This window comes from Nocardia sp. NPDC050435, from assembly GCF_040655395.1.
Taxonomy (GTDB): domain Bacteria; phylum Actinomycetota; class Actinomycetes; order Mycobacteriales; family Mycobacteriaceae; genus Nocardia.
In genome coordinates this window covers 316,302-339,002 of sequence record NZ_JBFAJW010000004.1, presented here as the reverse complement: position 1 = coordinate 339,002, position 22,701 = coordinate 316,302, and the positions used below count along the sequence as shown (strand labels likewise).

Annotated in this window: 24 protein-coding genes and 1 pseudogene; 9 read left to right on the top strand and 16 right to left on the bottom strand. The window is 67.9% G+C overall.

Features of this window, described 5'->3' with window-relative positions:
• Positions 1–113: 113 nt before the first annotated feature.
• The 3 genes and pseudogenes from mftC to mftA all read right to left on the bottom strand — a co-directional run bounded on the left by mftC (position 114) and on the right by mftA (position 1,803).
• Entirely contained in the window at positions 114–1,280 is a 1,167-nt protein-coding gene (mftC, locus tag AB0I43_RS14265; protein WP_356973720.1) for a mycofactocin radical SAM maturase, read from the bottom strand.
• Between the two features lie 159 nt (positions 1,281–1,439).
• A pseudogene (gene mftB, locus AB0I43_RS14260) lies at positions 1,440–1,682 on the bottom strand (mycofactocin biosynthesis chaperone MftB); the annotation flags it as partial.
• 16 nt (positions 1,683–1,698) lie between these two features.
• Positions 1,699–1,803, bottom strand: a complete 105-nt coding sequence (gene mftA, locus AB0I43_RS14255; protein WP_356973489.1) for a mycofactocin precursor MftA — start codon at positions 1,801–1,803, stop codon at positions 1,699–1,701.
• Positions 1,804–2,050: 247 nt separating this feature from the next.
• Between mftA and mftR2 the strand changes: the two genes are divergently transcribed.
• Together mftR2 and AB0I43_RS14245 are read left to right on the top strand one after the other, a co-directional pair.
• Entirely contained in the window at positions 2,051–2,689 is a 639-nt protein-coding gene (gene mftR2, locus AB0I43_RS14250) for a mycofactocin system transcriptional regulator MftR2 (protein ID WP_356973490.1), read from the top strand.
• Between the two features lie 49 nt (positions 2,690–2,738).
• A complete protein-coding gene (locus tag AB0I43_RS14245) occupies positions 2,739–3,794 on the top strand; it encodes a ferredoxin--NADP reductase (protein ID WP_357432111.1) in 1,056 nt (351 codons plus the stop codon).
• On the opposite strand, the gene AB0I43_RS14240 is transcribed toward AB0I43_RS14245, so the two are convergent.
• Entirely contained in the window at positions 3,791–4,534 is a 744-nt protein-coding gene (locus AB0I43_RS14240; RefSeq protein WP_357432109.1) for a DNA alkylation repair protein, read from the bottom strand. The genes AB0I43_RS14245 and AB0I43_RS14240 overlap by 4 nt on opposite strands.
• Positions 4,535–4,762: 228 nt before the next feature.
• Here AB0I43_RS14240 and fusA (AB0I43_RS14235) point away from each other — a divergent pair, with 228 nt between their 5' ends.
• A complete protein-coding gene (fusA, locus tag AB0I43_RS14235) occupies positions 4,763–6,874 on the top strand; it encodes an elongation factor G (RefSeq protein ID WP_357432107.1) in 2,112 nt (703 codons plus the stop codon).
• Positions 6,875–7,118: 244 nt separating this feature from the next.
• Positions 7,119–7,268, top strand: coding sequence for a hypothetical protein (locus AB0I43_RS14230; RefSeq protein ID WP_356973494.1), 150 nt, complete (start codon positions 7,119–7,121; stop codon positions 7,266–7,268).
• A gap of 13 nt (positions 7,269–7,281) precedes the next feature.
• Here the strand turns inward: AB0I43_RS14230 and AB0I43_RS14225 are convergent, their stop codons facing one another.
• Positions 7,282–7,842 (bottom strand): DUF4232 domain-containing protein, encoded by a 561-nt coding sequence (locus tag AB0I43_RS14225; protein ID WP_356973495.1) that lies wholly within the window; start codon positions 7,840–7,842, stop codon positions 7,282–7,284.
• A gap of 129 nt (positions 7,843–7,971) precedes the next feature.
• On the opposite strand from AB0I43_RS14225, the gene AB0I43_RS14220 reads away from it, so the two are divergent.
• A complete protein-coding gene (locus AB0I43_RS14220; RefSeq protein WP_356973496.1) occupies positions 7,972–8,793 on the top strand; it encodes an alpha/beta hydrolase in 822 nt (273 codons plus the stop codon).
• Positions 8,794–8,837: 44 nt separating this feature from the next.
• The gene (locus AB0I43_RS14215; protein WP_356973497.1) at positions 8,838–9,098 is read left to right on the top strand and encodes a hypothetical protein; all 261 of its coding nucleotides are present in this window, start codon (positions 8,838–8,840) and stop codon (positions 9,096–9,098) included.
• A gap of 3 nt (positions 9,099–9,101) precedes the next feature.
• Here AB0I43_RS14215 and AB0I43_RS14210 read toward each other — a convergent pair whose 3' ends face one another.
• Entirely contained in the window at positions 9,102–9,731 is a 630-nt protein-coding gene (locus tag AB0I43_RS14210; RefSeq protein ID WP_356973498.1) for a TetR/AcrR family transcriptional regulator, read from the bottom strand.
• Between the two features lie 5 nt (positions 9,732–9,736).
• Positions 9,737–10,093 (bottom strand): SPW repeat protein, encoded by a 357-nt coding sequence (locus AB0I43_RS14205; RefSeq protein ID WP_356973499.1) that lies wholly within the window; start codon positions 10,091–10,093, stop codon positions 9,737–9,739.
• A 301-nt stretch (positions 10,094–10,394) separates the two neighbouring features.
• Here AB0I43_RS14205 and AB0I43_RS14200 point away from each other — a divergent pair, with 301 nt between their 5' ends.
• The 3 genes from AB0I43_RS14200 to AB0I43_RS14190 all read left to right on the top strand — a co-directional run bounded on the left by AB0I43_RS14200 (position 10,395) and on the right by AB0I43_RS14190 (position 13,587).
• Positions 10,395–11,594, top strand: coding sequence for an FAD/NAD(P)-binding oxidoreductase (locus AB0I43_RS14200; protein WP_356973500.1), 1,200 nt, complete (start codon positions 10,395–10,397; stop codon positions 11,592–11,594).
• Between the two features lie 73 nt (positions 11,595–11,667).
• Positions 11,668–12,426, top strand: coding sequence for an aspartate/glutamate racemase family protein (locus AB0I43_RS14195; protein WP_356973501.1), 759 nt, complete (start codon positions 11,668–11,670; stop codon positions 12,424–12,426).
• Between the two features lie 213 nt (positions 12,427–12,639).
• Positions 12,640–13,587 carry a type IV toxin-antitoxin system AbiEi family antitoxin domain-containing protein gene (locus tag AB0I43_RS14190; RefSeq protein ID WP_356973502.1) on the top strand — a complete coding sequence of 316 codons (948 nt, stop codon included), beginning with the start codon at positions 12,640–12,642 and terminating at the stop codon, positions 13,585–13,587.
• A 242-nt stretch (positions 13,588–13,829) separates the two neighbouring features.
• Here the strand turns inward: AB0I43_RS14190 and tuf (AB0I43_RS14185) are convergent, their stop codons facing one another.
• The 9 genes from tuf (AB0I43_RS14185) to hppD form a co-directional block, all read right to left on the bottom strand.
• Positions 13,830–15,020 carry an elongation factor Tu gene (gene tuf / locus AB0I43_RS14185; protein WP_356973503.1) on the bottom strand — a complete coding sequence of 397 codons (1,191 nt, stop codon included), beginning with the start codon at positions 15,018–15,020 and terminating at the stop codon, positions 13,830–13,832.
• A 182-nt stretch (positions 15,021–15,202) separates the two neighbouring features.
• Entirely contained in the window at positions 15,203–15,481 is a 279-nt protein-coding gene (locus AB0I43_RS14180) for a hypothetical protein (protein ID WP_356973504.1), read from the bottom strand.
• A 117-nt stretch (positions 15,482–15,598) separates the two neighbouring features.
• Positions 15,599–16,789: an elongation factor Tu gene (gene tuf / locus AB0I43_RS14175; protein WP_356973505.1), complete on the bottom strand. Its 1,191-nt coding sequence runs from the start codon at positions 16,787–16,789 to the stop codon at positions 15,599–15,601.
• A gap of 117 nt (positions 16,790–16,906) precedes the next feature.
• Positions 16,907–19,009 carry an elongation factor G gene (gene fusA, locus AB0I43_RS14170; RefSeq protein WP_356973506.1) on the bottom strand — a complete coding sequence of 701 codons (2,103 nt, stop codon included), beginning with the start codon at positions 19,007–19,009 and terminating at the stop codon, positions 16,907–16,909.
• Between the two features lie 160 nt (positions 19,010–19,169).
• Complete coding sequence (rpsG, locus tag AB0I43_RS14165) at positions 19,170–19,640, bottom strand: 30S ribosomal protein S7 (RefSeq protein ID WP_030525248.1); 471 nt, start codon at positions 19,638–19,640, stop codon at positions 19,170–19,172.
• A 1-nt stretch (position 19,641) separates the two neighbouring features.
• The gene (gene rpsL / locus AB0I43_RS14160; RefSeq protein ID WP_019049359.1) at positions 19,642–20,016 is read right to left on the bottom strand and encodes a 30S ribosomal protein S12; all 375 of its coding nucleotides are present in this window, start codon (positions 20,014–20,016) and stop codon (positions 19,642–19,644) included.
• Positions 20,017–20,291: 275 nt separating this feature from the next.
• A complete protein-coding gene (locus AB0I43_RS14155) occupies positions 20,292–20,843 on the bottom strand; it encodes a DUF3558 domain-containing protein (protein WP_356973507.1) in 552 nt (183 codons plus the stop codon).
• Between the two features lie 11 nt (positions 20,844–20,854).
• A complete protein-coding gene (locus AB0I43_RS14150) occupies positions 20,855–21,382 on the bottom strand; it encodes a DUF3558 domain-containing protein (protein ID WP_356973508.1) in 528 nt (175 codons plus the stop codon).
• 60 nt (positions 21,383–21,442) lie between these two features.
• Positions 21,443–22,621: a 4-hydroxyphenylpyruvate dioxygenase gene (gene hppD / locus AB0I43_RS14145; RefSeq protein WP_356973509.1), complete on the bottom strand. Its 1,179-nt coding sequence runs from the start codon at positions 22,619–22,621 to the stop codon at positions 21,443–21,445.
• Positions 22,622–22,701 lie beyond the last annotated feature (80 nt).

Genomic DNA, 22,701 nt, shown 5'->3' with positions numbered 1-22,701 from the left:
ATCACTGAGCAAACCGATGGCAATTGAAGGGGCCCGGCGCGTCGTCCGACGAGTTTCGAAATGCCAGCGCATCACTGGCAACTCGAGCGTCCGGACCGGGCCCCGCACCCGGGTCAGCCCAGCGGACTCTCGTCGCAGGAGCGCGACGGACGACGGGTGGTGAGCGTCAACGGAATCGGCCCGGACTTGCGCGGCTTGCGCGCAGCCTTGCGTGAATGGTCCACCGACGACCGCGGAATCGTCCGCCCCGAATCCGCCAGCGCCGCCTCGCCGTAACCCTGGACGCATTCCGGGTCGGGACCGTCGGCCGGCAGACCGGTGAAGAACTTGGCCGCCATGCAGCCGCCCCGGCAGGCGTCGTAGTGCGCGCAGCTCGAGCAGGCGCCACCCCCGCTGGGGGTGCGCAGGTCCGCGAACAGTTCGGAGGTGCTCCAGACGCTCTGGAAACCACCGTCGGACACCACGTTTCCGGCCAGGAAGGTGTCGTGGATGGCGAACGGGCAGGCGTAGACGTCGCCCACCGGATCCACCAGGCACACCACCCGGCCCGCGCCGCACATGTTCAGCCCGGGCAGCGCCTCGCCGTAGGCGGAGAGGTGGAAGAACGAATCACCGGTGAGGACACCCTCACCGTTGGCGACCAGCCAGTCGTACAGCACGCGCTGCTGCTCCTGGGTGGGATGCAACTCGTCCCAGACGTCCGCGCCGCGGCCGGAGGGCCGCAGGCGGGTCAAACGCAGTGTGGCGCCGTACTTGTCGGCGATGGCCTTGAACTCGTCCAGCTGCGGGATGTTGTGGCGGGTCGCCACCACCGAGAGCTTCGCGTCCCGGAACCCGGCCGCGGCCAGGTTCTCCAGCGCGCGGATCGCCATGTCGTAGGAGCCGGGCCCGCGCACCGCGTCGTTGACCTCGGCGTCCGCGCCGTCCAGCGAAATCTGGACGTCCACATAGTCGCTCGCGGCCAGCCGCTGGGCGACCTCCGGGGTGATCCGAACTCCGTTGGTGGAGAACTTGACTCCGACGTCGTGCGCGGTGGCGTAGTCGACCAGTTCCCAGAAGTCCGGGCGCACAGTCGGTTCACCGCCGCCGATGTTGACGTAGAAGATCTGCATGCGCTGGAACTCGTCGATCAGCGCCTTGCACTGTTCGGTGCTGAGCTCGCGCGGGTCGCGCCGGCCCGAGGAGGACAGGCAGTGCACGCAGGACAGGTTGCAGGCGTAGGTGAGCTCCCAGGTCAGGCAGATCGGCGCGGCCAGTCCGGTTTCGAACCGGTCGATCAGCTTGACCGCCTTGTCCCCTCCGGCACCGTCATCGACTCGCCGCGCGAGGCCGCCGACCTGAGGCGGGACCACCCCCGCATCCGGCCGGACGGCATGCGCCGGCGCGGGCTCGGCACCCGCGGCGCCGGCCACACGCGCCGGCGCGCCGACGATCATCTCACCCTCGGCCAATTGCGCAAGCGCCCGGACGTACGGCGCGGCGCGGTCGGCGGAGATCCCGGCCGCGTCCAGAGCCGTACGCGCGGTGGCGTGTTGGGGCAGCGATCGCACGATCTCGACGATCTTCGGGTTCTTCAGGAAGGACAGCTTGCGCGTACCGAAGTGGTAGAGCAGCGCACCGAACGGTTCCGGGCGCAGGGAGACCCGGGGATGCAGCTGCCAAGGGGTATCGAGATCGAGCATCGTCATCACCCGCGAATCAGTAGACGCCGCACATGCCGTCGATGGACACCTCTTCGATGAGGGTCTCCTCGACCAGCTCGGCACTCTCGGTGTCGCTCGGCGCGTGGAACGTGTGCAGCATGACAACCTCCATCTGTGTAGTCGCAGTCACACGATAGCCAGAAGCGGTACAAAAATGAAACACGTTCCAATCGATGGGACGGATTCTTGCGGTCCCGCCGGGCGGTGCCCAGGCTCGGGCCATGCTCCCCAGTCCGCCCCCAGCGCCCCGCACGGCGACATCCCCGATAGTCCGCACTCTAGACTTCCGATGGAAAGCAGCTGAACAGAACGTGACGGGCGCCACACGCCCGCGGTGCAGAGGTGGCATGGGAGTCGGACGGATGCAGGCCAGCGGGAGCGGCAATACGCTGTCGGAGCCGGAGATCGTCGAGGCCGCCTTACGCGTGGTGCGCGAGGACGGCGTGGAGAAATTGTCCATGCGGCGACTTTCTCGCGAACTAGGCGTCTCCCCCATGGCGCCGTACTACTACGTCGCCGACAAGCGCGAGCTGCTGGACCTGGTCGCCTCCGCCGCGCTGGCCGGAGTGCGCAAGCCACCGCCGGAATCCGGCCCGTGGCAGCAGCGGCTGCGCGAGCTGATCGATCAGATCGACGAGAAGCTGCGCAAGCACCCCGGACTCGGCGATGTGCTGATCGAGCAGATGCTGGGCAAACAGCTGGACCTGATCGCCGCGATCATGGAGATCCTGGACGAGGCCGGGTTCGACGATCGCAACATCCTGGCCGCGTACGCGACCATCCACACCTACCTGTTCGGCCGCAGCCGGGTGAATCCGCGCGACCGCTCCCCGATCTCGGAGGTGGCCCTGCCCGAGGTGGTGGAGCGGGCCACGAAGTACATCGGCGACCTGCGCGGGCGCTATGCCTACGACTTCGGCATGGAGGTGCTCGTCGCCGGTCTGGAGGCTCAGCTTGTCCGGCAGCCGGACCCCGACGTACGATGAAACTGAAACACGTTCTAGTTTTCTATCCGACCATGTTCGAGAGGCAGCGATGACAACGGTCGAAGTTCCGCACGGCTCCCGGTCCGTCGTGCTGCGGGTCGCCGCGGTGATCAACGAAACCGCCGACACCTGTTCGCTGGTCTTCGACGTCCCCGACGAAGCGCGCGAGAAGTTCGCCTACAAGCCCGGCCAGTTCCTGACCCTGCGGGTGCCCAGCGAGCGCACCGGCTCGGTGGCGCGGTGCTACTCGCTGGCCAGCTCGCCCTACACCGACGACAAGCCGAAGGTGACGGTCAAGCGCACCGAGGGCGGCTACGGGTCGAACTGGTTGTGCGACAACCTCGCCGCCGGCGATCAGATCGAAGTGCTGCCGCCCTCCGGCGTTTTCACGCCTAAGGACCTCGACGAGGACCTGCTGCTGTTCGGCGCGGGCAGCGGCATCACCCCGGTGATGTCGATCCTGAAGTCGGCGCTGGCGCGCGGCAACGGCCGCGTCGTGCTGGTGTACGCCAATCGCGACCCGCACTCGGTGATCTTCGCCGACGAACTGCGCGAGCTGTCGGACAAGCACGCCCAGCGCCTCACCGTGATCCACTGGCTCGAACACCTGCAGGGCCTGCCCTCGGTCGACGGGCTCGCGGCGCTGGTCCGCCCCTACACCGCCTACGAGGCGTTCATGTGCGGGCCCAAGCCGTTCATGGACCGGGTGCACGACGCCCTGGCCCAGCTCGAGCTGCCGCGCAACCGCACCCACGCCGAGGTCTTCAATTCCCTGGCCGGCGACCCGTTCGCGGATCAGGCGCCGGTCGAGGTCTCCGACGAGGAAGCCGCCGACGCCGCCACCGTCGAGGTGGAACTCGACGGCGAAGTGCACCAGCTGGCCTGGCCGCGCAAGCAGACCCTGGTCGACATCATGCTGGCCAAGGGCCTGGACGTGCCCTACTCCTGCCAGGAGGGCGAGTGCGGGTCCTGCGCCTGCACGGTGCTCGAGGGCAAGGTGGAGATGGAGAACGCGGAGATCCTCGATCCGGAGGACATCGAGAACGGGTACATCCTCGGCTGCCAGGCCCGCCCGGTCACCGATCACCTCAAGATCCAGTTCTAGCCCGTCCGCGCGCGGTAGTGCGCGCGCTGGTCCGGGGTGAGGTGCTCGGTCGCGTAACTCAGTGCGGTGCGGCCCATCCGGGCCGCGTTCCGGTCCAGGAAGCCGAGCAGCAGCAACCGGTCCACCCGCTTGCCCACCTCGCGCAGCATCCAGCCCAGCGCTTTCTGGATCAGGTCGCGGCGGTCGTCGAGCAGCAGTTCGCCGAGTTCGAAGGTGGTCGTCGCGTCGCCCGCCTTGATGAAGGCGAACGTGCTCAGCAGGGCGACCCGCCGCTCCCACAGCGAATCCGACTGCGCCAGTGCGAAAAGCAGGTCCCGGGGACGGTCCAGCAGCCACGGCCCGACGATGTTCTCGGCGGACACGTCCACGAGATCCCAGTTGTTCACCCGGCCCCGGCGCACCGCGTCCAGGTAGAACTCGACCATCTCCCGCTGGGCAGCCACATCGCGGGTGCGCGGTTTGGCGGCCCGCGCGAAACGCGCGTTCAGCATGACCAGCCCGGCCAGCCGCTCCTCGTGCACCGGGCTGTCCAGCAGCTCGCCGATCCCGGAGAGCGGCAGTCCCGCAAAACGTTTCGCGACCGCGCGGGTCGCGGGCACACGGACGCCGAGGAAGACGTCGCCCTCGCCGTACTCCCCCGGCCCGGTCTTGAAGAAACGCTGCAGGTGGATCGCGTCGGCGGGATCGGCGACCTCGGCCAGTGCCGCCCGCACCAGCTCCGCCGTGGGTTCTTCGGTCACGAGACTCATCCAACACCGCGCCCGCGATATTCGGTCGACACGACCCGCCGGGTCCGGTACACAGGTGACATGGTTACAGCACGTCCGCTCTCGCGGTAGTTCCGGCAGTCGTCACGCAGGCGCTGTCGCAGCGCCGCGGTCCGACCGCTCGTGCCGTCCCACGGAACGCATCAACCAGGCGAGCGTCTTCTCGAATGACGAAACCAGTTGATGGAGTGGGGGATTCCCATGACGAACGTCCAACCAGCGCATGCTGTCACCACCGACCTGGGCCGGGTCCGCAACATCGGCATCATGGCCCACATCGACGCGGGCAAGACCACGACCACCGAGCGCATCCTGTTCTACACCGGCGTCACCTACAAGATCGGTGAGGTGCACGACGGCACCGCCGCCATGGACAAGATGGTGCAGGAGCAGGAGCACGGCATCACCATCGCCGCCGCGGCGACCACCTGCTTCTGGAACGAGCACCAGATCACCATCCTGGACACCCCGGGCCACGTCGACTTCACCGTCGAGGTGGAGCGGTCGCTGCGCGTGCTCGACGGCGCGGTCGCGGTCTTCGACGCCAAGGAAGGCGTCGAGCCGCAGTCCGAACAGGTGTGGCGCCAAGCCGACCGGTACGACGTGCCGCGAATCTGCTTCGTGAACAAGATGGACAAGCTCGGTGCGGATTTCTTCTACACCGTGCGCACCATCGCGGACCGCCTGGGCGCGAAACCGCTTGTGGTGCAACTGCCCATCGGCGCCGAGGACGGCTTCGAAGGCATCGTCGACCTGGTCGAGATGCGCGCCCTGCACTGGCGCGGCGACACCGGGCTCGGGCAGCGCTACGAGATCGCCGAGATCCCGGAGCACCTGCGCGAACTCGCCGGCCGCTACCGGGAGACGCTGCTGGAGACGGTCGCGGAAACCGACGAGGAGTTGCTGGAGCGGTACCTCGGCGGCACGGAACCCACCGTGGCGCAGATCAAGACCGCGATCCGGCAGCTGACGGTGCGCTCGGCCGCCTACCCGGTGCTGTGCGGTTCGGCGTTCAAGAACAAGGGCGTGCAGCCGCTGCTCGACGCGGTGGTGGACTACCTGCCCACGCCGCTGGACGCGGGCGCGGCCACCGGTCACGCCCCGGGCGACGAGCGCGTCGAACTGCACCGCGCACCCGAGCGCACCGCGCCGTTCGCGGCGCTGGCGTTCAAGGTGTCGGCGCACCCGTTCTTCGGCAAGCTCACCTATCTGCGGGTCTACTCCGGCCACGCCGCCGCCGGCGCCGTGGTCGTCAACGCCACGAAAGGACGAAAGGAGCGCCTGGGCAAGCTGTTCCAGATGCACTCGAACACCGAGCACCCGATCCAGGAGGCCACGGCCGGGCAGATCTGCGCGGTGATCGGACTGAAGGACACCACCACCGGTGACACCCTGTCCGACCCGCACGAGCAGATCGTGCTCGAATCCATGACCTTCCCGGATCCGGTCATCCGGGTGGCGATCGAACCGCGCAGCAAGTCCGATCAGGACAAGCTGAGCACCGCGATCGGCCGGCTCGCCGAGGAGGACCCCACCTTCTCGGTCACGGTGGACGCCGAGACCGGGCAGACCGTCATCGGCGGCATGGGCGAGCTGCACCTCGACATCCTGGTCGACCGCATGCGGCGGGAGTTCAAGGTCGAGGCCGCCGTCGGCAAGCCGCAGGTGGCCTACCGCGAGACCATCACCGCCGCCGTGGACCGCTACGAGTACACCCATCGCAAGCAGCAGGGTGGGCACGGGCAGTTCGCGACGGTGGTGCTCGCGGTGGCGCCGCTGGCCGATCCGGACGGCGCGGTCTACGAGTTCGAAAGCCGGGTCACCGGTGGTCGCGTGCCGAAGGAATACATTCCCGCGGTCGACGCGGGTGCGCAGGACGCCCTGCGCACCGGCGTGCTCGCCGGATATCCGATGGTGCACGTGCGCGTCACGCTGCTCGACGGCGCCGCGCACGTGCAGGACTCCTCGGAGCTGGCGTTCCGCACCGCGGGCGCGCAGGCGGTGCGCAGAGCCGTCGCCGCGGCGCGTCCGGCACTGCTGGAGCCGATCATGGCCGTCGAGGTCGTCACCCCGGAGGACTACCTGGGTGAGGTCATCGGCGACCTGAATTCCCGGCGCGGCCAGGTGCGGTCGATGACGGAGCGCAAAGGCGCGCGCGTCGTCCGAGCGCTGGTGCCGCTGAAGGAGATGTTCGGCTACATCGGTGATCTGCGGTCCAGGACGCAGGGCCGGGCGAACTACGCCATGGTCTTCGACTCGTACGCGCAGGTCCCGGCGGGCGTGGCGGCCGAGATCGCCGCCAGGGCCGGATGAGAACGGGCCGGCGCCGCCGCACCATGCGACGGCGCCGGCCCCCACCTCGTCACTGCGCGCCGCCGTTCCGGATTGCCAGGGCGTGTCGCGGGTACGTGTCGCAGTAGCGGGCCGATACCCCGGCTACCCCCGGCGACCGTGGCGGAAGGACGCGAGCAGCATGGCGAGCACAGGTCGTTGCCCGGAATGCGGGCACGACGGCATACCGATTCTGTATGGATTACCGATCACGAAGGCGCGCGTCATGGCCGTGCGCGGCCATCTCCGACTAGGCGGCTGCCTGGTCACCGCCGACGACCCGCAGTGGGAATGCACGCACTGCGGACAACTGTGGCGAGATCCGGAGGGCGCGGCCCGTGCCCTCTCGGCGCTGTTCGCGCGGCCCGCGCAGTGAGCCGCGAGACGGGCTAGGGCTGAGCGGGTTTCACGACATCGATGCGCAGCAGTGGCTGCGGCGGCGAGACGCAGGCATCGGCCGCGAACGCGAGCGGCACGACCGCGGTCTGATTCGGCGGCTGCACCATGAGGTACCGGGTCGGCACGGTCTCGCAGTCGCGCGCCCGCAGGTAGACCACCGTGGCGCGGGCGCCGCGCCCCGGCGCGAGCACCACCTGCTGTGGGCTGCCGCCGTCCGGGATCGCGGCCGGCCCGACCTGTTTGGGCAGCGCGCCGTCGGCCAGGAAGGCCACCGGATACCCGGACAACGCACACGTGCGATCGCTGGTATTGGTGAAATCCACCGGCTGATAGGTGTACTCGGCCTCGAACCCGGGCGGGCCCAGCGCGGTGTTCAGATCCGCTGAGGTGCAGGCTCTGGTGGAATCCGGGAACGCGTTGCGCGGCGGGCCGGAGGAGATCCCCGGCTGGGCCGCGGCCGTACTGGTCACGGGTGGCGGCGGGGGTGGCGCGGGCTCACACGCCACGACGAACAACCCGAGGGCCGGAAAGACGAGCACCGCGCGGCGCATACGGCAATTCTAGGGAGGACCGGGCCCGGATGGTCGAGTCTCCGAGTTGCCCCCGGGATAGCCGCGTCCCGAAATTGTCGGTGCCCGCCGGTAGGCTCCGGCAAGTACTACAACGCGTAGGAGGATTCGATGGGCCGAGCCGCGAAGAACGCCGAACTCGCCGTGCAGGCCGGTACGCTCGAGCACGGATTGCCCTACCTGGCAATGGGTTCCGGTGCGCCGCTGGTCTTCCTGCGCTGGTTCTCGGCCGATCACGCCAATCCCACGGGCTGGATGCGCGACGCCGAGATCAAGACGCTGATGCCGCTGGCCCGGCATTTCCGGGTCTACGCGGTCGGCCGCGCGCCGGGCATGGCGGCGGGCACCACCATGGCCGACATCGCCGCGCGGCACGCGCAGGCGCTGCACGCCGAATTCGGCGGCCCCGTCGACGTTCTCGGCATCTCCTCGGGCGGCTCGGTCGCCTTGCAGCTGGCGGCCGACCATCCCGCGGCGGTGCGCCGGCTCGTCGTCGCGTCGTCGGGCTATCGCCTGGAGCGCGCCGCCTCCGAGTCCCAGGTGCGCTACGCCGAGGCCGCCGCGCGCGGCGAACGCGCCCTGCACCACATGGCTTCCGTGGGCTTCGGCGGGCCGCTGCTCTCACGCCTCGCCGCAGCGGGCATGTGGCTGCTGGATCCGCTCGCGCGTCCCGCGAACCCGGCCGACACCCTCGCCTTCGTCCGCGCCGAAGACGCTTTCGATCTCGATGGCCGGCTCGCCGAGATCACCGCGCCCACCCTGGTGATCGGCGGCGAACGCGACGGCTTCTACCCCCTGGCGAACTTCCGCCGCACCGCCGACGGAATCCCGCACTCGCACTTGATCATCTACCCGCGTGCCACCCACATGGGCGCGGTCAAGCACCCCCGCTTCGCTCCCGACGTCACCGAATTCCTCACTCGCCGGGGCTAGCGGGGTGCCACCGGTCCGGGCCGCCCGCGGTGCACACTGAACAGATGGCCGAACACGCAAACTGCCCGCGCTGCGGCACCGCGGGCGTCCCGATCATCTACGGCTTCCCCTCGGCCGCGGTCATGGACAAGGTCGAAGCGGGCCGGGCGCGGATGGGGGGCTGCGTGATCACCGGTTCGGAGCCGCGCTGGGCCTGCCCGTCCTGTGAGCACCGCTGGCGCACCGACGACAAAGCCCCGTACACCGACACCCCCGAGTTCCGCCGGCCCGACCATTTCATCGACACCCGCCGCGAACGCTCCTGAGCCTCAGCCCAGCTGGGTCATGCCCGCCGCGACAACCTGCGCGATGTTCAGGATTTCGTCGGCGTGCGGCAGGGTCACCCCGTCCAGGGCTTGCAGCCGATCGGTACTGGCGATGGCGAACATGGCCGAAACCCACGCTGTCGCGCAGGCCTTCACGGTGCCCGGCCGCACCGCGGTGGGCGCGCTGGCCTCCAGCACCCGCGCGGTGACTTCCAGCAGCTGATCGCGCAACTGGCGCAACTGCTTGCGCACATCCGGATGGGTATCGGCCTCGCGCCACATGATCACCCGCAGCACCGAGGAGTGGTGATCGCGCAGGTTCAGGGCGGCGTCCAGATTGACGAGACTGGCCGCGGGATCGCCCGGTGCGACGACCGCGCCGATGTCATCGATCGGCTGGGCCGGAACGCGCTCGGCCATGAGCGTCGACAGGATCGCGTCCTTGGTGGGGAAATAGTAGAAGACAAGGCCTTTCGGCACTGCCGCGGCCGCGGCGATGGCGGCCGTGGGCGTCGCATCGAAACCCTGCTCGGCGAACAGTTTTTCGGCGGAGTCCAGAATGAGCTGGCGGGCGTCGCCGTCGACTTTCGCGCTGCGGCGGCGCCCGGCCCGGTCCCCCCGCCGTTTCGACATCGGCGTCAGTGATGCGGCGCCATGTTGTGCAGACGACCCGACACCGCCGGCAGTGCCGCCACCGCGACCACCACCGTCGCTACCCCGACTACCCATGCGGTCCAGGATGCGCCGAAATAGTCGGTGAAGTCCAACACCCATGGCGACAGGAACAGCAACGCGCCGAACAGTGCCATCGCGTAGCCGAGCGCCACCATCGACGCCCGGCGCCACCGCACCAGCCCGGCCAGTGCGATCAGCACACCGAGCACGATCAACGCCCAGAAGGCGTTGTCGTTGGTCGCGACCCAGAGCGTGGACAGTGCGGCGAAGGCGCCGAGTATGACGGCGAGCCCGTCCTGTGCGCGGTTATCGGTGAACATGATGTGCCTCCTCAAGGCTCTTCGAAGTGTTCGTACCTCCCGGTATAGACCTGATTGACCGCCCGATCAATAATTCTGCGGACCCGTGTCCAGAACGACACCAGGGTGTGACTGGCCACACAATCCAGCGAAACCAAGCAACCGTTAGGGTGAGGATCTGGACACGCGGAACGAGGTTGCGGCGCAGGCGTGCGCGGGTACTCCACCTCCGGTACACCCGCGGGGCCGCACGCAGTTTCACCGTGTTCACGACCAACGTCCGGCGGGGCCATCCCGTCCCGGCATCGAAAGGTAGGGCGGAATGACAGCGCCGATTGTGATCGTCGGAGCCGGACTGGCCGGCTTACGGACCGCCGAGGAACTGCGCCGCGCGGGCTTCGCGGGCGGCATCGTCCTGATCGGCGAGGAAGCCCGGCTGCCCTACGATCGCCCACCCCTGTCCAAGCAGTTCGTGCGCGGCGAGACCGACGACACCACGCTGCGGCCGGCCGAATTCTTCGACGAGCACCAGATCGAGCTGCGGTTGACCACCGCGGCCACCGGCGTCGACACCGTCGCCCGCCGGGTCCGCCTGGCCGACGGCGGCACGCTCGACTACGACCAGCTCGTCATCGCCACCGGCCTGCGGCCGCGCCGCCTGCCCGGCCTCCCGGATCTGAAGGGCGTGCACGTCCTGCGCGACCACGCCGACGCCAGCGCGCTGCGCGACGAATTGGGCGCGGCGAAAAAGGCACTCGTGGTCGGCGCGGGCTTCATCGGCTGCGAGGTCGCCGCCAGCTTCCGGGCCGGCGGGGTCGAGGTCGTGCTCGTCGAGCCGCAGCCCACGCCGCTGGCCTCGGTGCTCGGCGAACAGGTCGGCGCGCTGGTCGCGCGGATGCACCGCGCCGAAGGCGTCGACCTGCGCTGCAACACCGGCCTGGACACCTTCCTCGCCGACGGCGGCGACCGCGTGCGCGGCGCGCGGCTGTCCGACGGCAGCGAGGTCGACGCCGACCTCGTCGTCATCGGCGTCGGCTCGCGGCCCGTCACCGACTGGCTGGCCGGGTCCGGCATCGAACTCGCCGAACCCACGGTCGGCGGCGGCGTGCTGACCGACGCGGTCGGGCGCACGTCCGCCGAAGGCGTCTGGGCCGTGGGCGATGTCGCCGCCTGGCTGCACGACACCGGCCACCGCAAACGCGTCGAGCACTGGACCAACGCGGGCGAGCAGGCCAAGCTGCTCACCTGCGCGCTGCTCGGGCTCGCCGCCCCGACGGCCGCCCAAGTGCCCTACTTCTGGAGCGACCAGTACGAGGTGAAGATCCAGGCCCTCGGCACGCCCAACGCCGCCGACGACGTCAGCATCGTCAGCGACGACGGCCGCAAGTTCCTCGCCTACTACGCCCAGGACGGCATCCTCACCGGCGTCGTCGGCGCGGGTCTCACCGGCAAGGTGATGAAAACGCGCGCCCAGCTCGCCACCCGGACCCTCATCGCCGACCTGCTCACACCGGCGACCTGAACGGGCCGCGCTCTTTGGCTGACGCTGAGGCCGCGATGGCGGTCCAGCAGGTTCGCTGTAATACGGTGGTCTGGTGATCGTCGCGCTCATCGATTCCGGTTTGGGGCTGCTACCCACGGCCGCGTGGCTGCGCAAGCTGCGGCCGGAGATCGATCTGCTGCTGCAGACCGATCCGGAGGGCGCGCCGTGGGGCCCGAAGCCGGAGGCATGGGTGGTCGAGCGGGTCGTCGACGCGGCGCGGAATTCGTTGCGCCACGGCGCACAGGTCATCGTGCTGCCCTGCAACACGGCGAGCGTCACCGCGCTCGAGCACGTGCGCGCCGAGGTCGGTCCCGAGATCCCGGTCGTCGGGACGGTTCCGGCGATCAAACCGGCCGCGGCCGCCTGCGCGTCGGTGGCGGTGTGGGCCACCGCGGCCACCACCGCGAGCAAGTACCAGGCCAACCTGATCGCGCAATTCGCCGGGGACGCAAGGGTTGTCGGCGTCGCCTGCCACGGGCTGGCCGACGCCATCGACCGCGGCGATCTCGCCGCCGCCAAGGAATCCATCGCGCGCGCGGCCGAGCAGTCCCCCGCCGATCTCGAGGGTGTGGTGCTCGGCTGCACGCATTATCCGCTGGTGGTGGACGAGATCATCGCCGCACTGCCGGCCGGTGTCCGGCTCTTCGACAGCGCGGAAGCGGTCGCCGCCCAGACCATTCGGCGGCTCGACGGACTGCGGCTCGCGCCGGGTAGCGGCGCGGTCACCGTGCTCAACAGCGGGCGGCCCGGGGTGCTGCCGTCCTCGGCCGCGAACTTCGAGCCCGGGCGGCTGCTCGGCGCGTCTCTCTGAACCAGTAGCGCGCATGCGCTGACGGGTCGCGCGAGTGGGCGTGGCCTGATCGCCGGACTCGAACTTCACCGGCGCGGACTGTCTCACGCCGGCGTGGTGCGCGAGAATCGCTGCGCGGCAGAACTATTCACAGTTATCCCCAGGGTGGAAGTTATCCACAGGTGGTCCTCGGGGGTAGGGGCGACAGGTCCGGCGGCGCGCATCATTGGCGGCATGGCCGACGAATTGCTGCTTCGCAAAGCCGCGCTGGAACGCGGCGTCACGGATTACGACCTGCGGCGGGCATGCCGGAGCGGGCAGCTCACCCGGCTGCGGCCCGGGGCTTACGCACAAGTGCGAGGTCCGGCAGATCCCTACGCGCGGCATCTGCTGACGGTGACGGCGGCGGCCCGGGTGCTCGGCGACGGTGTGGTGATCAGTCACCAGTCGGCGGCCGTGCTGCACGGCCTGCCGCTGCTGTATCCACCGGACCATCAGGTGCACGCGACGGTGAACCGCGTCAACGGTGGTCGGCTCACCCGCAGTCTGCACCTGCACAGCACCCGGTTCGACGACGACGAGATCACGACCGTCGGCGGCCTGCGCACCACCACGCCGGCTCGCACCATCGCCGACCTGGCCCGCACCGCGTCGTTCTGCGAGGCCGTGGTCACCGGCGACGCCGCGATGCGCAAATTCCACCTCGGCACCGACGATCTGATCGCCGCCCTGCACCGCTGGCATCGCCGTCGCGGGTTGTCGCAGGCCCGCCAGGCCATCGTCTTCATGGATCCGCGCGGTGCGAGCCCCGGCGAATCCCGCAGCCGCGTCGCCCTGCACTTCGCCTTCCTCCCGAAACCCGACCTGCACATCGCGATTCACGACGAGCGCGGCGTCTTCCACTCCCGCGCTGCCTTCTTCCTGCCCGAGCATCACATCGTCGGCCGGTACGACCCGCTCCCGCACGCCCGATCACTGACCGATGCTCTCGCCCAGGAAAAAGACCGCGAGGAGGCCCGGTCCCGCGCGAAGGAGCACGAGCAGTCCATCCGCGACCTCGGCGGACAACTCATCCGCTGGACCGATTCCGACCTGGATGATTTCACCGCCGTGGCCAGCCGCTGGCGGCGCGCCATTGAACGCTCGGGCACTGCCCCGGCACCGCGCTGGCAGATCCGATGACCAGCCTGCCGACGCCGCCTCGGCAAGGGCCGCACCCAGCGCACGCCCTGCCCAGGCCGCGACAGTGCTGCAGGCGAGACTGCGGCCATCTCCGATTTGGCGGTGGTCCTGTTGCTGACCTGTCTTCTCCTGGTCGCCCGCTGCAATGCCCTCGATCAGACAACGTTGCTCGCGGGTGCTCGAAGCACGTCCGCGACGCCCCGCCTGCCCTGCCGAGCACGCGGGTACCGAATGCGCCGTCGTCAGACCAGGATTCTGGTCACCCGGCCGGCGCCGACGGTGCGCCCGCCCTCCCGGATCGCGAACCGCAGGCCCTCGTCCATCGCGATGGGCTGGATGAGCTTCACCGTCATCTCGGTGTTGTCCCCGGGCATCACCATCTCGATGTCCTTGGGCAGGGTGACCACGCCGGTGACATCGGTGGTGCGGAAGTAGAACTGGGGGCGGTAGTTGTTGAAGAACGGGGTGTGGCGGCCGCCTTCGTTCTTGCCGAGAATATAGACCTGCGCCTCGAATTCGGTGTGCGGCGTGGTGGTTCCGGGCTTGACGACGACTTGGCCGCGCTCGACGTCCTCGCGCCTCACCCCGCGCAGCAGCAGCCCGACGGCATCGCCGGCCTGGCCCTGGTCGAGCAGCTTGTGGAACATCTCGATGCCGGTGACGTGGGTCTTGATCCGCTTCGTGCGGATGCCGACGAGTTCCACCTCGTCGTTCAGCTTCAAGACCCCGCGCTCGATCCGGCCGGTGACGACGGTGCCGCGGCCGGTGATGGTCACGACGTCCTCGATCGGCATCAGGAACGGCTTGTCGGTCTCGCGGATCGGTTCCGGGATGAATTCGTCCACGGCGTCCAGCAATTCGAGGATCGACTGGGTCCAGGCCGGGTCGCCCTCCAGCGCCCTCAGCGCCGACACCCGGACGATGGGCGCGTCCTCGTCGAACTCCTGTCCGGCCAGCAACTCTCGCACCTCGAGCTCGACCAGCTCCAGAATGTCCTCGTCGTCGACCAGATCCGCTTTGTTCAAGGCGACGAGAATGTAGGGCACGCCGACCTGGCGCGCCAGCAGCACGTGCTCACGGGTCTGCGGCATCGGGCCGTCGGTGGCGGCGACCACGAGAATCGCGCCGTCCATCTGCGCCGCGCCGGTGATCATGTTCTTCACGTAGTCCGCGTGGCCGGGTGCGTCCACGTGCGCGTAATGCCTACGCTCCGTTTGATATTCGACGTGCGCGATATTGATCGTGATGCCGCGCGCCTTCTCCTCCGGCGCCTTGTCGATCGAATCGAACGCGGCCATCGAATTGAGCCCGGGATACCTGTCGCTCAGCACTTTCGTGATCGCCGCGGTGAGCGTCGTCTTGCCGTGGTCGACATGACCGATCGTGCCGATGTTGACATGCAGTTTGGTCCGGTCGAACTTCGCCTTGGCCACCGGAACACCTTCTCCCTGGGACTAGCTGGTGGATCTGCCACGAGGGCACCGACCAAACCCCGAGATTCCGCCGTGACCCCGACCTCGACGATAGCCCTCGACCACCCCTGCCCACCCGCGATTTTCCAGACCGCGACCCGAGTGCAATCCGCCCAAAGATCAACTACGCCAACCGAAGTCGGCTATTCGGCGACCCCCGGAGTCACCACCGAATAGCCAGGCTGGATCTGATCCGGCCGCAACGGGCGCAGCACCAAAGAGGCCACCGCCGAATCCATCGGCTCACGCCCGATCAGGTCGATGCCGACCAGCGTGGTACGCCGCCGCGCACCGGTCGGAGCGATGATTTCCAGCTCATCCCCCACCGCGGCCACCCCGCTGCGCATTGTCCCGACGACGATCACGCCCCGGCCGGGTACGTGGAACACCTCGGTTACTCGCATCACGAACGGCTCGGCCATCGCTGCAGTCTGACAGAGAAACGCCGAACGGCGCCGCCCCTTTCGGAGCGACGCCGTTCGGTGTCAGCCGGCTTCCGCCGGCCCCGGCTTACGCCGGGATGACGTTGCGGGGCAACGTCACTTGATGATCTTCGTGACGCGACCGGCGCCGACGGTGCGGCCACCCTCACGGATCGCGAAGCGCAGGCCCTCGTCCATGGCGACCGGCTGGATCAGCTTGACGGACATCTCGGTGTTGTCACCGGGCATGACCATCTCGGTGCCCTCGGGCAGGGTCACAACGCCCGTCACGTCAGTCGTACGGAAGTAGAACTGCGGACGGTAGTTGTTGAAGAACGGGGTGTGGCGGCCGCCCTCGTCCTTCGACAGGATGTACGCCTGGCCCTCGAACTCGGTGTGCGGGGTGGTGGTGCCCGGCTTCACGACGACCTGGCCACGCTCGACATCTTCGCGCTTGATGCCACGAACCAGCAGACCGACGTTGTCGCCGGCCTGGCCCTGGTCGAGCAGCTTGCGGAACATCTCGATACCGGTGACGGTGGTCTTGGTGCTCTTCTCGCGGATGCCGACGATCTCGACTTCCTCGTTCACGTTGAGGATGCCGCGCTCGATACGACCGGTGACGACGGTGCCACGACCGGTGATCGTGAAGACGTCCTCAACGGGCATCAGGAAGGGCTTGTCGGTCTCACGGACCGGCTCCGGGATCGACTCGTCGACCGCGTTCATCAGCTCGACGATGGACTCGACCCACTTCTCGTCGCCCTCGAGCGCCTTGAGGCCGGAGACGCGCACGACCGGCGCTTCCTCGTCGAATTCCTGCGAGGCCAGCAGTTCGCGGACCTCCATCTCGACGAGCTCGAGGATTTCCTCGTCGTCGACCATGTCGGACTTGTTCAGCGCGACCAGGATGTAAGGAACACCGACCTGACGGGCCAGCAGCACGTGCTCACGGGTCTGCGGCATCGGGCCGTCGGTGGCGGCGACCACCAGGATGGCGCCGTCCATCTGCGCCGCGCCGGTGATCATGTTCTTGATGTAGTCAGCGTGACCCGGAGCGTCGACGTGCGCGTAGTGGCGCTTTTCCGTCTGGTACTCGACGTGGGAGATGTTGATCGTGATACCACGAGCCTTCTCTTCCGGCGCCTTGTCGATCTGATCGAACGCGAACGCCGCGTTCAGATCCGGGTACTTGTCAGCCAGCACCTTGGTGATCGCTGCAGTCAGCGTGGTCTTGCCGTGGTCGACGTGACCGATGGTGCCGATGTTGACGTGCGGCTTCGTCCGCTCGAACTTCGCCTTCGCCACTTTGGTGTCCTCCTGGACTTGTTGGTGCGTGCAGTTGCAGCAGTGCGGTTATAAAGGGGGGTCGTGCATGACTCCCGGCTGATGGGGGCAAGTCTTGCACTTGCCCCGATCACGGTATTAGTCGCCGGTCGCCTTGGCGATGATCTCCTTGGACACGTTGGCCGGAACCTCCGCGTACTGGGCGAACACCATGGAGTAGTTCGCTCGGCCCTGGGTCTTCGACCGCAGGTCACCGATGTAGCCGAACATCTCCGAGAGCGGAACCAGCGCCTTGACGACACGGGCACCACTGCGTTCCTCCATGGCCTGGATCTGGCCACGGCGGGAGTTCAGGTCGCCGATCACATCGCCCATGTAGTCCTCGGGCGTGATGACCTCGACCGCCATCAGCGGTTCGAGGATCACCGGACCGGCCTTGCGGGCCGCTTCCTTGAGGGCCTGCGAGCCGGCGATCTTGAAGGCCATTTCCGACGAGTCGACGTCGTGGTACGCGCCGTCGAGCAGAACGACCTTCAGGTTCACCAGCGGGTAGCCCGCGAGCACACCGTACTGCATGGCATCCTGCGCGCCCGCGTCCACCGAAGGGATGTACTCACGGGGAACGCGACCACCGGTGACCTTGTTCTCGAACTCGTAGGTCGCGCCGTCCTCGCCGACGAACGGCTCGAGGGCGATGATGACCTTCGCGAACTGGCCGGAGCCACCGGTCTGCTTCTTGTGGGTGAACTCGAGCTTCTCGACCGTCTTGGTGATGGTCTCGCGGTAGGCCACCTGGGGCTTACCGACGTTGGCCTCGACCTTGAACTCGCGCTTCATGCGATCCACGAGGATGTCGAGGTGGAGCTCGCCCATGCCGCCGATGACGGTCTGGCCGGTCTCCGCGTCGAGCTTCACCGAGAACGTCGGATCCTCGCGCGCCAGCTTCTGGATCGCGGTGCCGAGCTTCTCCTGGTCGGACTTGGTCTTGGGCTCGATCGAGACCTCGATGACCGGGTCCGGGAACGTCATCGACTCGAGGACGACCTGGTTCTGCGGATCGGACAGGGTGTCACCGGTGGTGGTGTCCTTCAGACCGATCACGGCGTAGATGTGGCCGGCCGAGGCGGTGGTGACCGGGTTCTCCTTGTTGGAGTGCATCTGGAACAGCTTGCCCAGACGCTCCTTCTTGCCCTTGGTCGAGTTGACGACCTGGGCGCCGGAGGCGACCGCACCGGAGTAGACGCGCACGTAGGTGAGCTCACCGAAGAACGGGTGCACGGCGATCTTGAACGCCAGCGCCGCGAACGGCTCGTCGACGTTCGGCTTGCGGGTGACCAGCTCGTCTTCCTTGCCCGGGACGTGGCCGGTGGTGGCCTCGACGTCCAGCGGGGAGGGCAGGTAATCGATGACCGCGTCGAGCATGGGCTGCACGCCCTTGTTCTTGAACGCGGAACCACAGAGCACCGGGTAGAGCTCGGAGTTGACCGTCATCTTGCGGATGGCGCCCTTGATCTCCTCGATCGAGAGCTCCTCACCGCCGAAGAACTTCTCCAGCAGCGCCTCGTCGGACTCGGCGACGGTCTCGAGCAGTTCCTGACGGTACTGCTCGGCCTTCTCCTTCAGGTCCGCCGGGATCTCGACGACCTCGTACTCTTCGCCGAGCTTGGTCTCGCCCTTCCAGACCTTGGCATTGTTCTCGACCAGGTCGACGATGCCTTCGAAGTCGTTCTCGGCACCGATCGGCAGCTGGATGACCAGCGGCTTCGCACCGAGGCGATCCTTGATGGTCTGCACGGTGAAGTAGAAGTCGGCGCCGAGCTTGTCCATCTTGTTGACGAAGCAGATGCGCGGGACGTCGTACTTGTCGGCCTGACGCCACACCTGCTCGGACTGCGGCTCGACACCCTCTTTACCGTCGAACACCGCGACCGCGCCGTCGAGCACGCGCAGCGAACGCTCCACCTCGACGGTGAAGTCGACGTGCCCGGGGGTGTCGATGATGTTGATCTGGTTGTCTTTCCAGAAGCACGTGGTAGCCGCGGAGGTGATGGTGATACCACGCTCCTGCTCCTGCTCCATCCAGTCCATGGTGGCGGCGCCATCGTGGACTTCACCGATCTTGTAGGTGATGCCGGTGTAGAAGAGGATGCGTTCAGTTGTGGTCGTCTTGCCCGCATCGATGTGGGCCATGATGCCGATGTTGCGGACCTTGTTGAGGTCGGTGAGCACGTCCTGTGCCACGGAAATCTTCCCCGCTCTGCTTGTCGTAGATCAGCGTGTTGGGATTCGGGTATCGGACCTTGTCAGGTCCACTATGTCAACGTCGGGAACGGCACCGAAGTGCCGCCCCCGACTGTGACCGCCTTCCGGCCCCCGACACGAGCGACGGGCCGGGCGGCAATCACCAGCGGTAGTGCGCGAAGGCCCGGTTGGACTCGGCCATCTTGTGCGTGTCTTCACGACGCTTGACCGAAGCGCCGAGGCCGTTGCTGGCGTCCAGCAACTCGTTGGCCAGACGCTCGATCATGGTCTTCTCGCGGCGGGCGCGGGAGTAGTTGACCAGCCAGCGCAGCGCCAGGGTGTTGGAGCGGCCCGGACGGACCTCGACCGGCACCTGGTAGGTGGCGCCACCTACGCGGCGGGGCTTCACCTCGAGGGCGGGCTTGACGTTGTCCAGCGCGCGCTTGAGGGTGACGACCGGATCGGTGCCGGTCTTCTCGCGCGCCTGCTCCAGCGCGCCGTAGACGATGCGCTCGGCGGTGGACTTCTTGCCGTCCAGCAGGATCTTGTTGACCAGCTGAGTGACCAGCGGCGAACCGTAGACCGGGTCGTTGATCAGCGGACGCTTGGGTGCGGGGCCCTTGCGTGGCATATCAGCTCTTCTCCTTCTTGGCGCCGTAGCGGCTGCGGGCCTGCTTGCGGTTCTTCACACCCTGGGTGTCGAGGGAGCCGCGGATGATCTTGTAGCGCACACCGGGGAGGTCCTTCACACGACCGCCGCGCACGAGCACCATCGAGTGCTCCTGCAGGTTGTGGCCTTCACCCGGGATGTACGCCGTGACCTCGACCGCGCTGGTCAGGCGAACACGCGCGACCTTACGCAGCGCGGAGTTCGGCTTCTTGGGGGTCGTGGTGTACACGCGGGTGCACACGCCACGACGCTGCGGGCTCCCCTTGAGGGCCGCGGTCTTGGTCTTGGAGACCTTGTCGCGACGACCCTTGCGGACCAGCTGGTTGATGGTTGGCATAGACCGGCTTTCCTTGTTTTGTCTAACGCGGTGTCTGGAACTTCATGTCTTTGTGGTTCGAGTCATCGAACCCGCACGTCCGTCCACGTTTCTCGCGTCCCGAGGTCGGGCGTGTCGCGCTTCGAGTGCGAGCCTTATTCCGGGCACGCCGGTAAGGTCGGCCGCTTTCGCTGGCTTACGTCGAAACACGAACTTGCCCGCATGCTTCCGGGCACAGCGGTCCACGATACCCGTGACCTCGAGAGAGGTGCAAAACGGGGTCGAAAATCACCCGGCTAACGGGCCCGGTTCAACGTCAGCTCGAGCAGTTGCTTGGCGCCCGCGCACGGATCGGGATGGCCGCCCGGGCGGTAGTTGATCCACCAGCTGACGACCCCGGTGTCGGCGGCACTCGCGGTGACACCACAGGAATCCGGGTCGTTGGGGCGCCTGGTCTGCAGACCGCGGCTGCCCTGCACGGTGATGTTCTCGCTGGAATATCCGAGCTTGTCGTTGTTCGCCTTCTCATTGTTCAGCGAACCGACCTCGTACCAGGCCAGTGTGACCATTGCCACGCCGCCGGGAGCGTCCTCGACATCCCACATGCACACCGCGCCGTTGAAGGAGCTCTGCACGATCTGCGAATTGCCGACCGCCTCGCCGATCTTCTCCTGCGAGACCACCTCGCATTCGCGCAGCAGCTTGTCGAAGTTGGTGTTGATCGAGGACGACCCGCCGCTGCCGCCGGCGGGAAAGGCCGACCCCGGCACCGTCTGACCACAACCGGTCGCGGCGGCCAGTACCGCCAGCACGGCCACCCCGACGCCCGCGGACCGGACCGCCTGCATGCGCTTCCCCCTCATCCGAGCCGCCGCACGGTCAGCTCGGCCAGTTTGTAGGCGTTGTCGCACGGATTCGCGGACGCCGCGAACAGACCGTAGGACATCGACCATTCGAAGAAGTCGTCGTCGAGCTGGACCGCGAGATCACAGATCTTGCCGCTCGGATCCAAGCCCTTCCACCCCGGGCGGCCGCCCACCTCGATCGTCTCCGGGGCCCGGCCGGCGGTGCTCACCCAGGCCTTCTCCCGTTCGATCGGGCTGCCCCGGTAGGAGGCGAAGGTGACGCTGGGCGAGGCCGCGCCCGCCGACTGCCAGTTGCAGCCGGTGGAGTTCTTGAAGACCCGCGAGACCCGCCCCAGCCCGGCGATGGTGGCGATCTCCTCGTCGGTGACGTGCCCGCACTCGCCGACGAACGGGCCGAGCGAGGCCACCCGCGGCGGCGGCCGTAGCGGCGTGTTGTCCGAGTCGGAGCCGCCGCCGGACCCGCAGGCCGACAGCGTCAACGCCAAGGCCATACCGGTGATGAGCGCCGACGAGATCCGCATGCCACGAACTCTACTGGGTTCGGCGCCAACAGCTCCGAGCGCGAGACGCGCTCGCGCCGCCTACAGATTGCCGCGGGCCTCCTGCTCGCGCTCGATGGCCTGGAACAGGGCCTTGAAGTTGCCCTTGCCGAAACCGAGGGAGCCGTGGCGTTCGATGAGTTCGAAGAAGACGGTGGGGCGGTCGGTGAGGGGTTTGGTGAAGATCTGGAGCAGGTAGCCGTCTTCGTCGCGGTCGACGAGGATGCCGCGGCGCTGGAGCTCCTCGACGGGGACCCGGACGTGGCCGATGCGGGCGCGGAGTTCGGGGTCGGAGTAGTAGGTGTCGGGGGTGTCCAGGAATTCGACGCCCTCGCGGCGCAGGGCGTCGACGCAGGTGAGGATGTCGTTGGTGGCCAGGGCGATGTGCTGGACGCCGGGGCCGCGATAGAAGTCCAGGTACTCGTCGATCTGGGAGCGCTTCTTGCTCACCGCCGGCTCGTTCAGCGGGAACTTGACGCGGTGGTTGCCATTGGCGACGACCTTGCTCATCAGGGCGGAGTAGTCGGTGGCGATGTCGTCGCCGACGAATTCGGCCATGTTCGTGAAACCCATGACGCGGCGGTAGAACTCGACCCAGTGGTCCATCTTGCCGAGTTCCACGTTGCCGACCACGTGGTCGATGGCCTGGAAGAGCCGGGCGGGCCGGCCGGGGCGGGTCTCGTAGCCGGAGCTGCGCGCGACGAAGCCGGGCAGGTAGGGCCCGTCGTAGCGGGAGCGATCGACCAGGGTGTGGCGGGTCTCGCCGTAGGTGGCGATGGCCGCGGACCGCACCGTGCCGAATTCGTCTGTGTCGTCGTGCGGTTCGACCAGGACGGTGGCGCCCTGCTTGCGCGCCTGCTCGATACAGCGGTCCACGTCGGGCACCTCCAGCGCGATGTCGACGATGCCGTCGCCGTGCCGGTCGTGGTGCCCGACCAGCGGGCTGTCCGGGTCCACCGCGCCGGTGATGACGAAACGCGCCGCGCCGCTGCGCAATACGTAGGCCTTGTGATCGCGGTTGCCGGTCTCGGGGCCGGAGTACGCCTCCAGTCGCATGCCGAACGCGGATTGCAGGAAGTGCGCGCACTGCGTCGCGTTGCCGACCACCCAGACCAGGGCGTCCCAGCCGATGACGGGGAACGGATCGACACTGGTGTCATGGTCGACGAGGCCGACGAGGCCGCGCAGCTCGCCGTCGGAGGGCAGGTGCTCGATGGTCATACCACTCAGGAAAACGGCGTCCCCCAGCGGTAGGCAACAGCGACATTTTTCTATAGACATTGTGGCGAATTCGGCTAGCT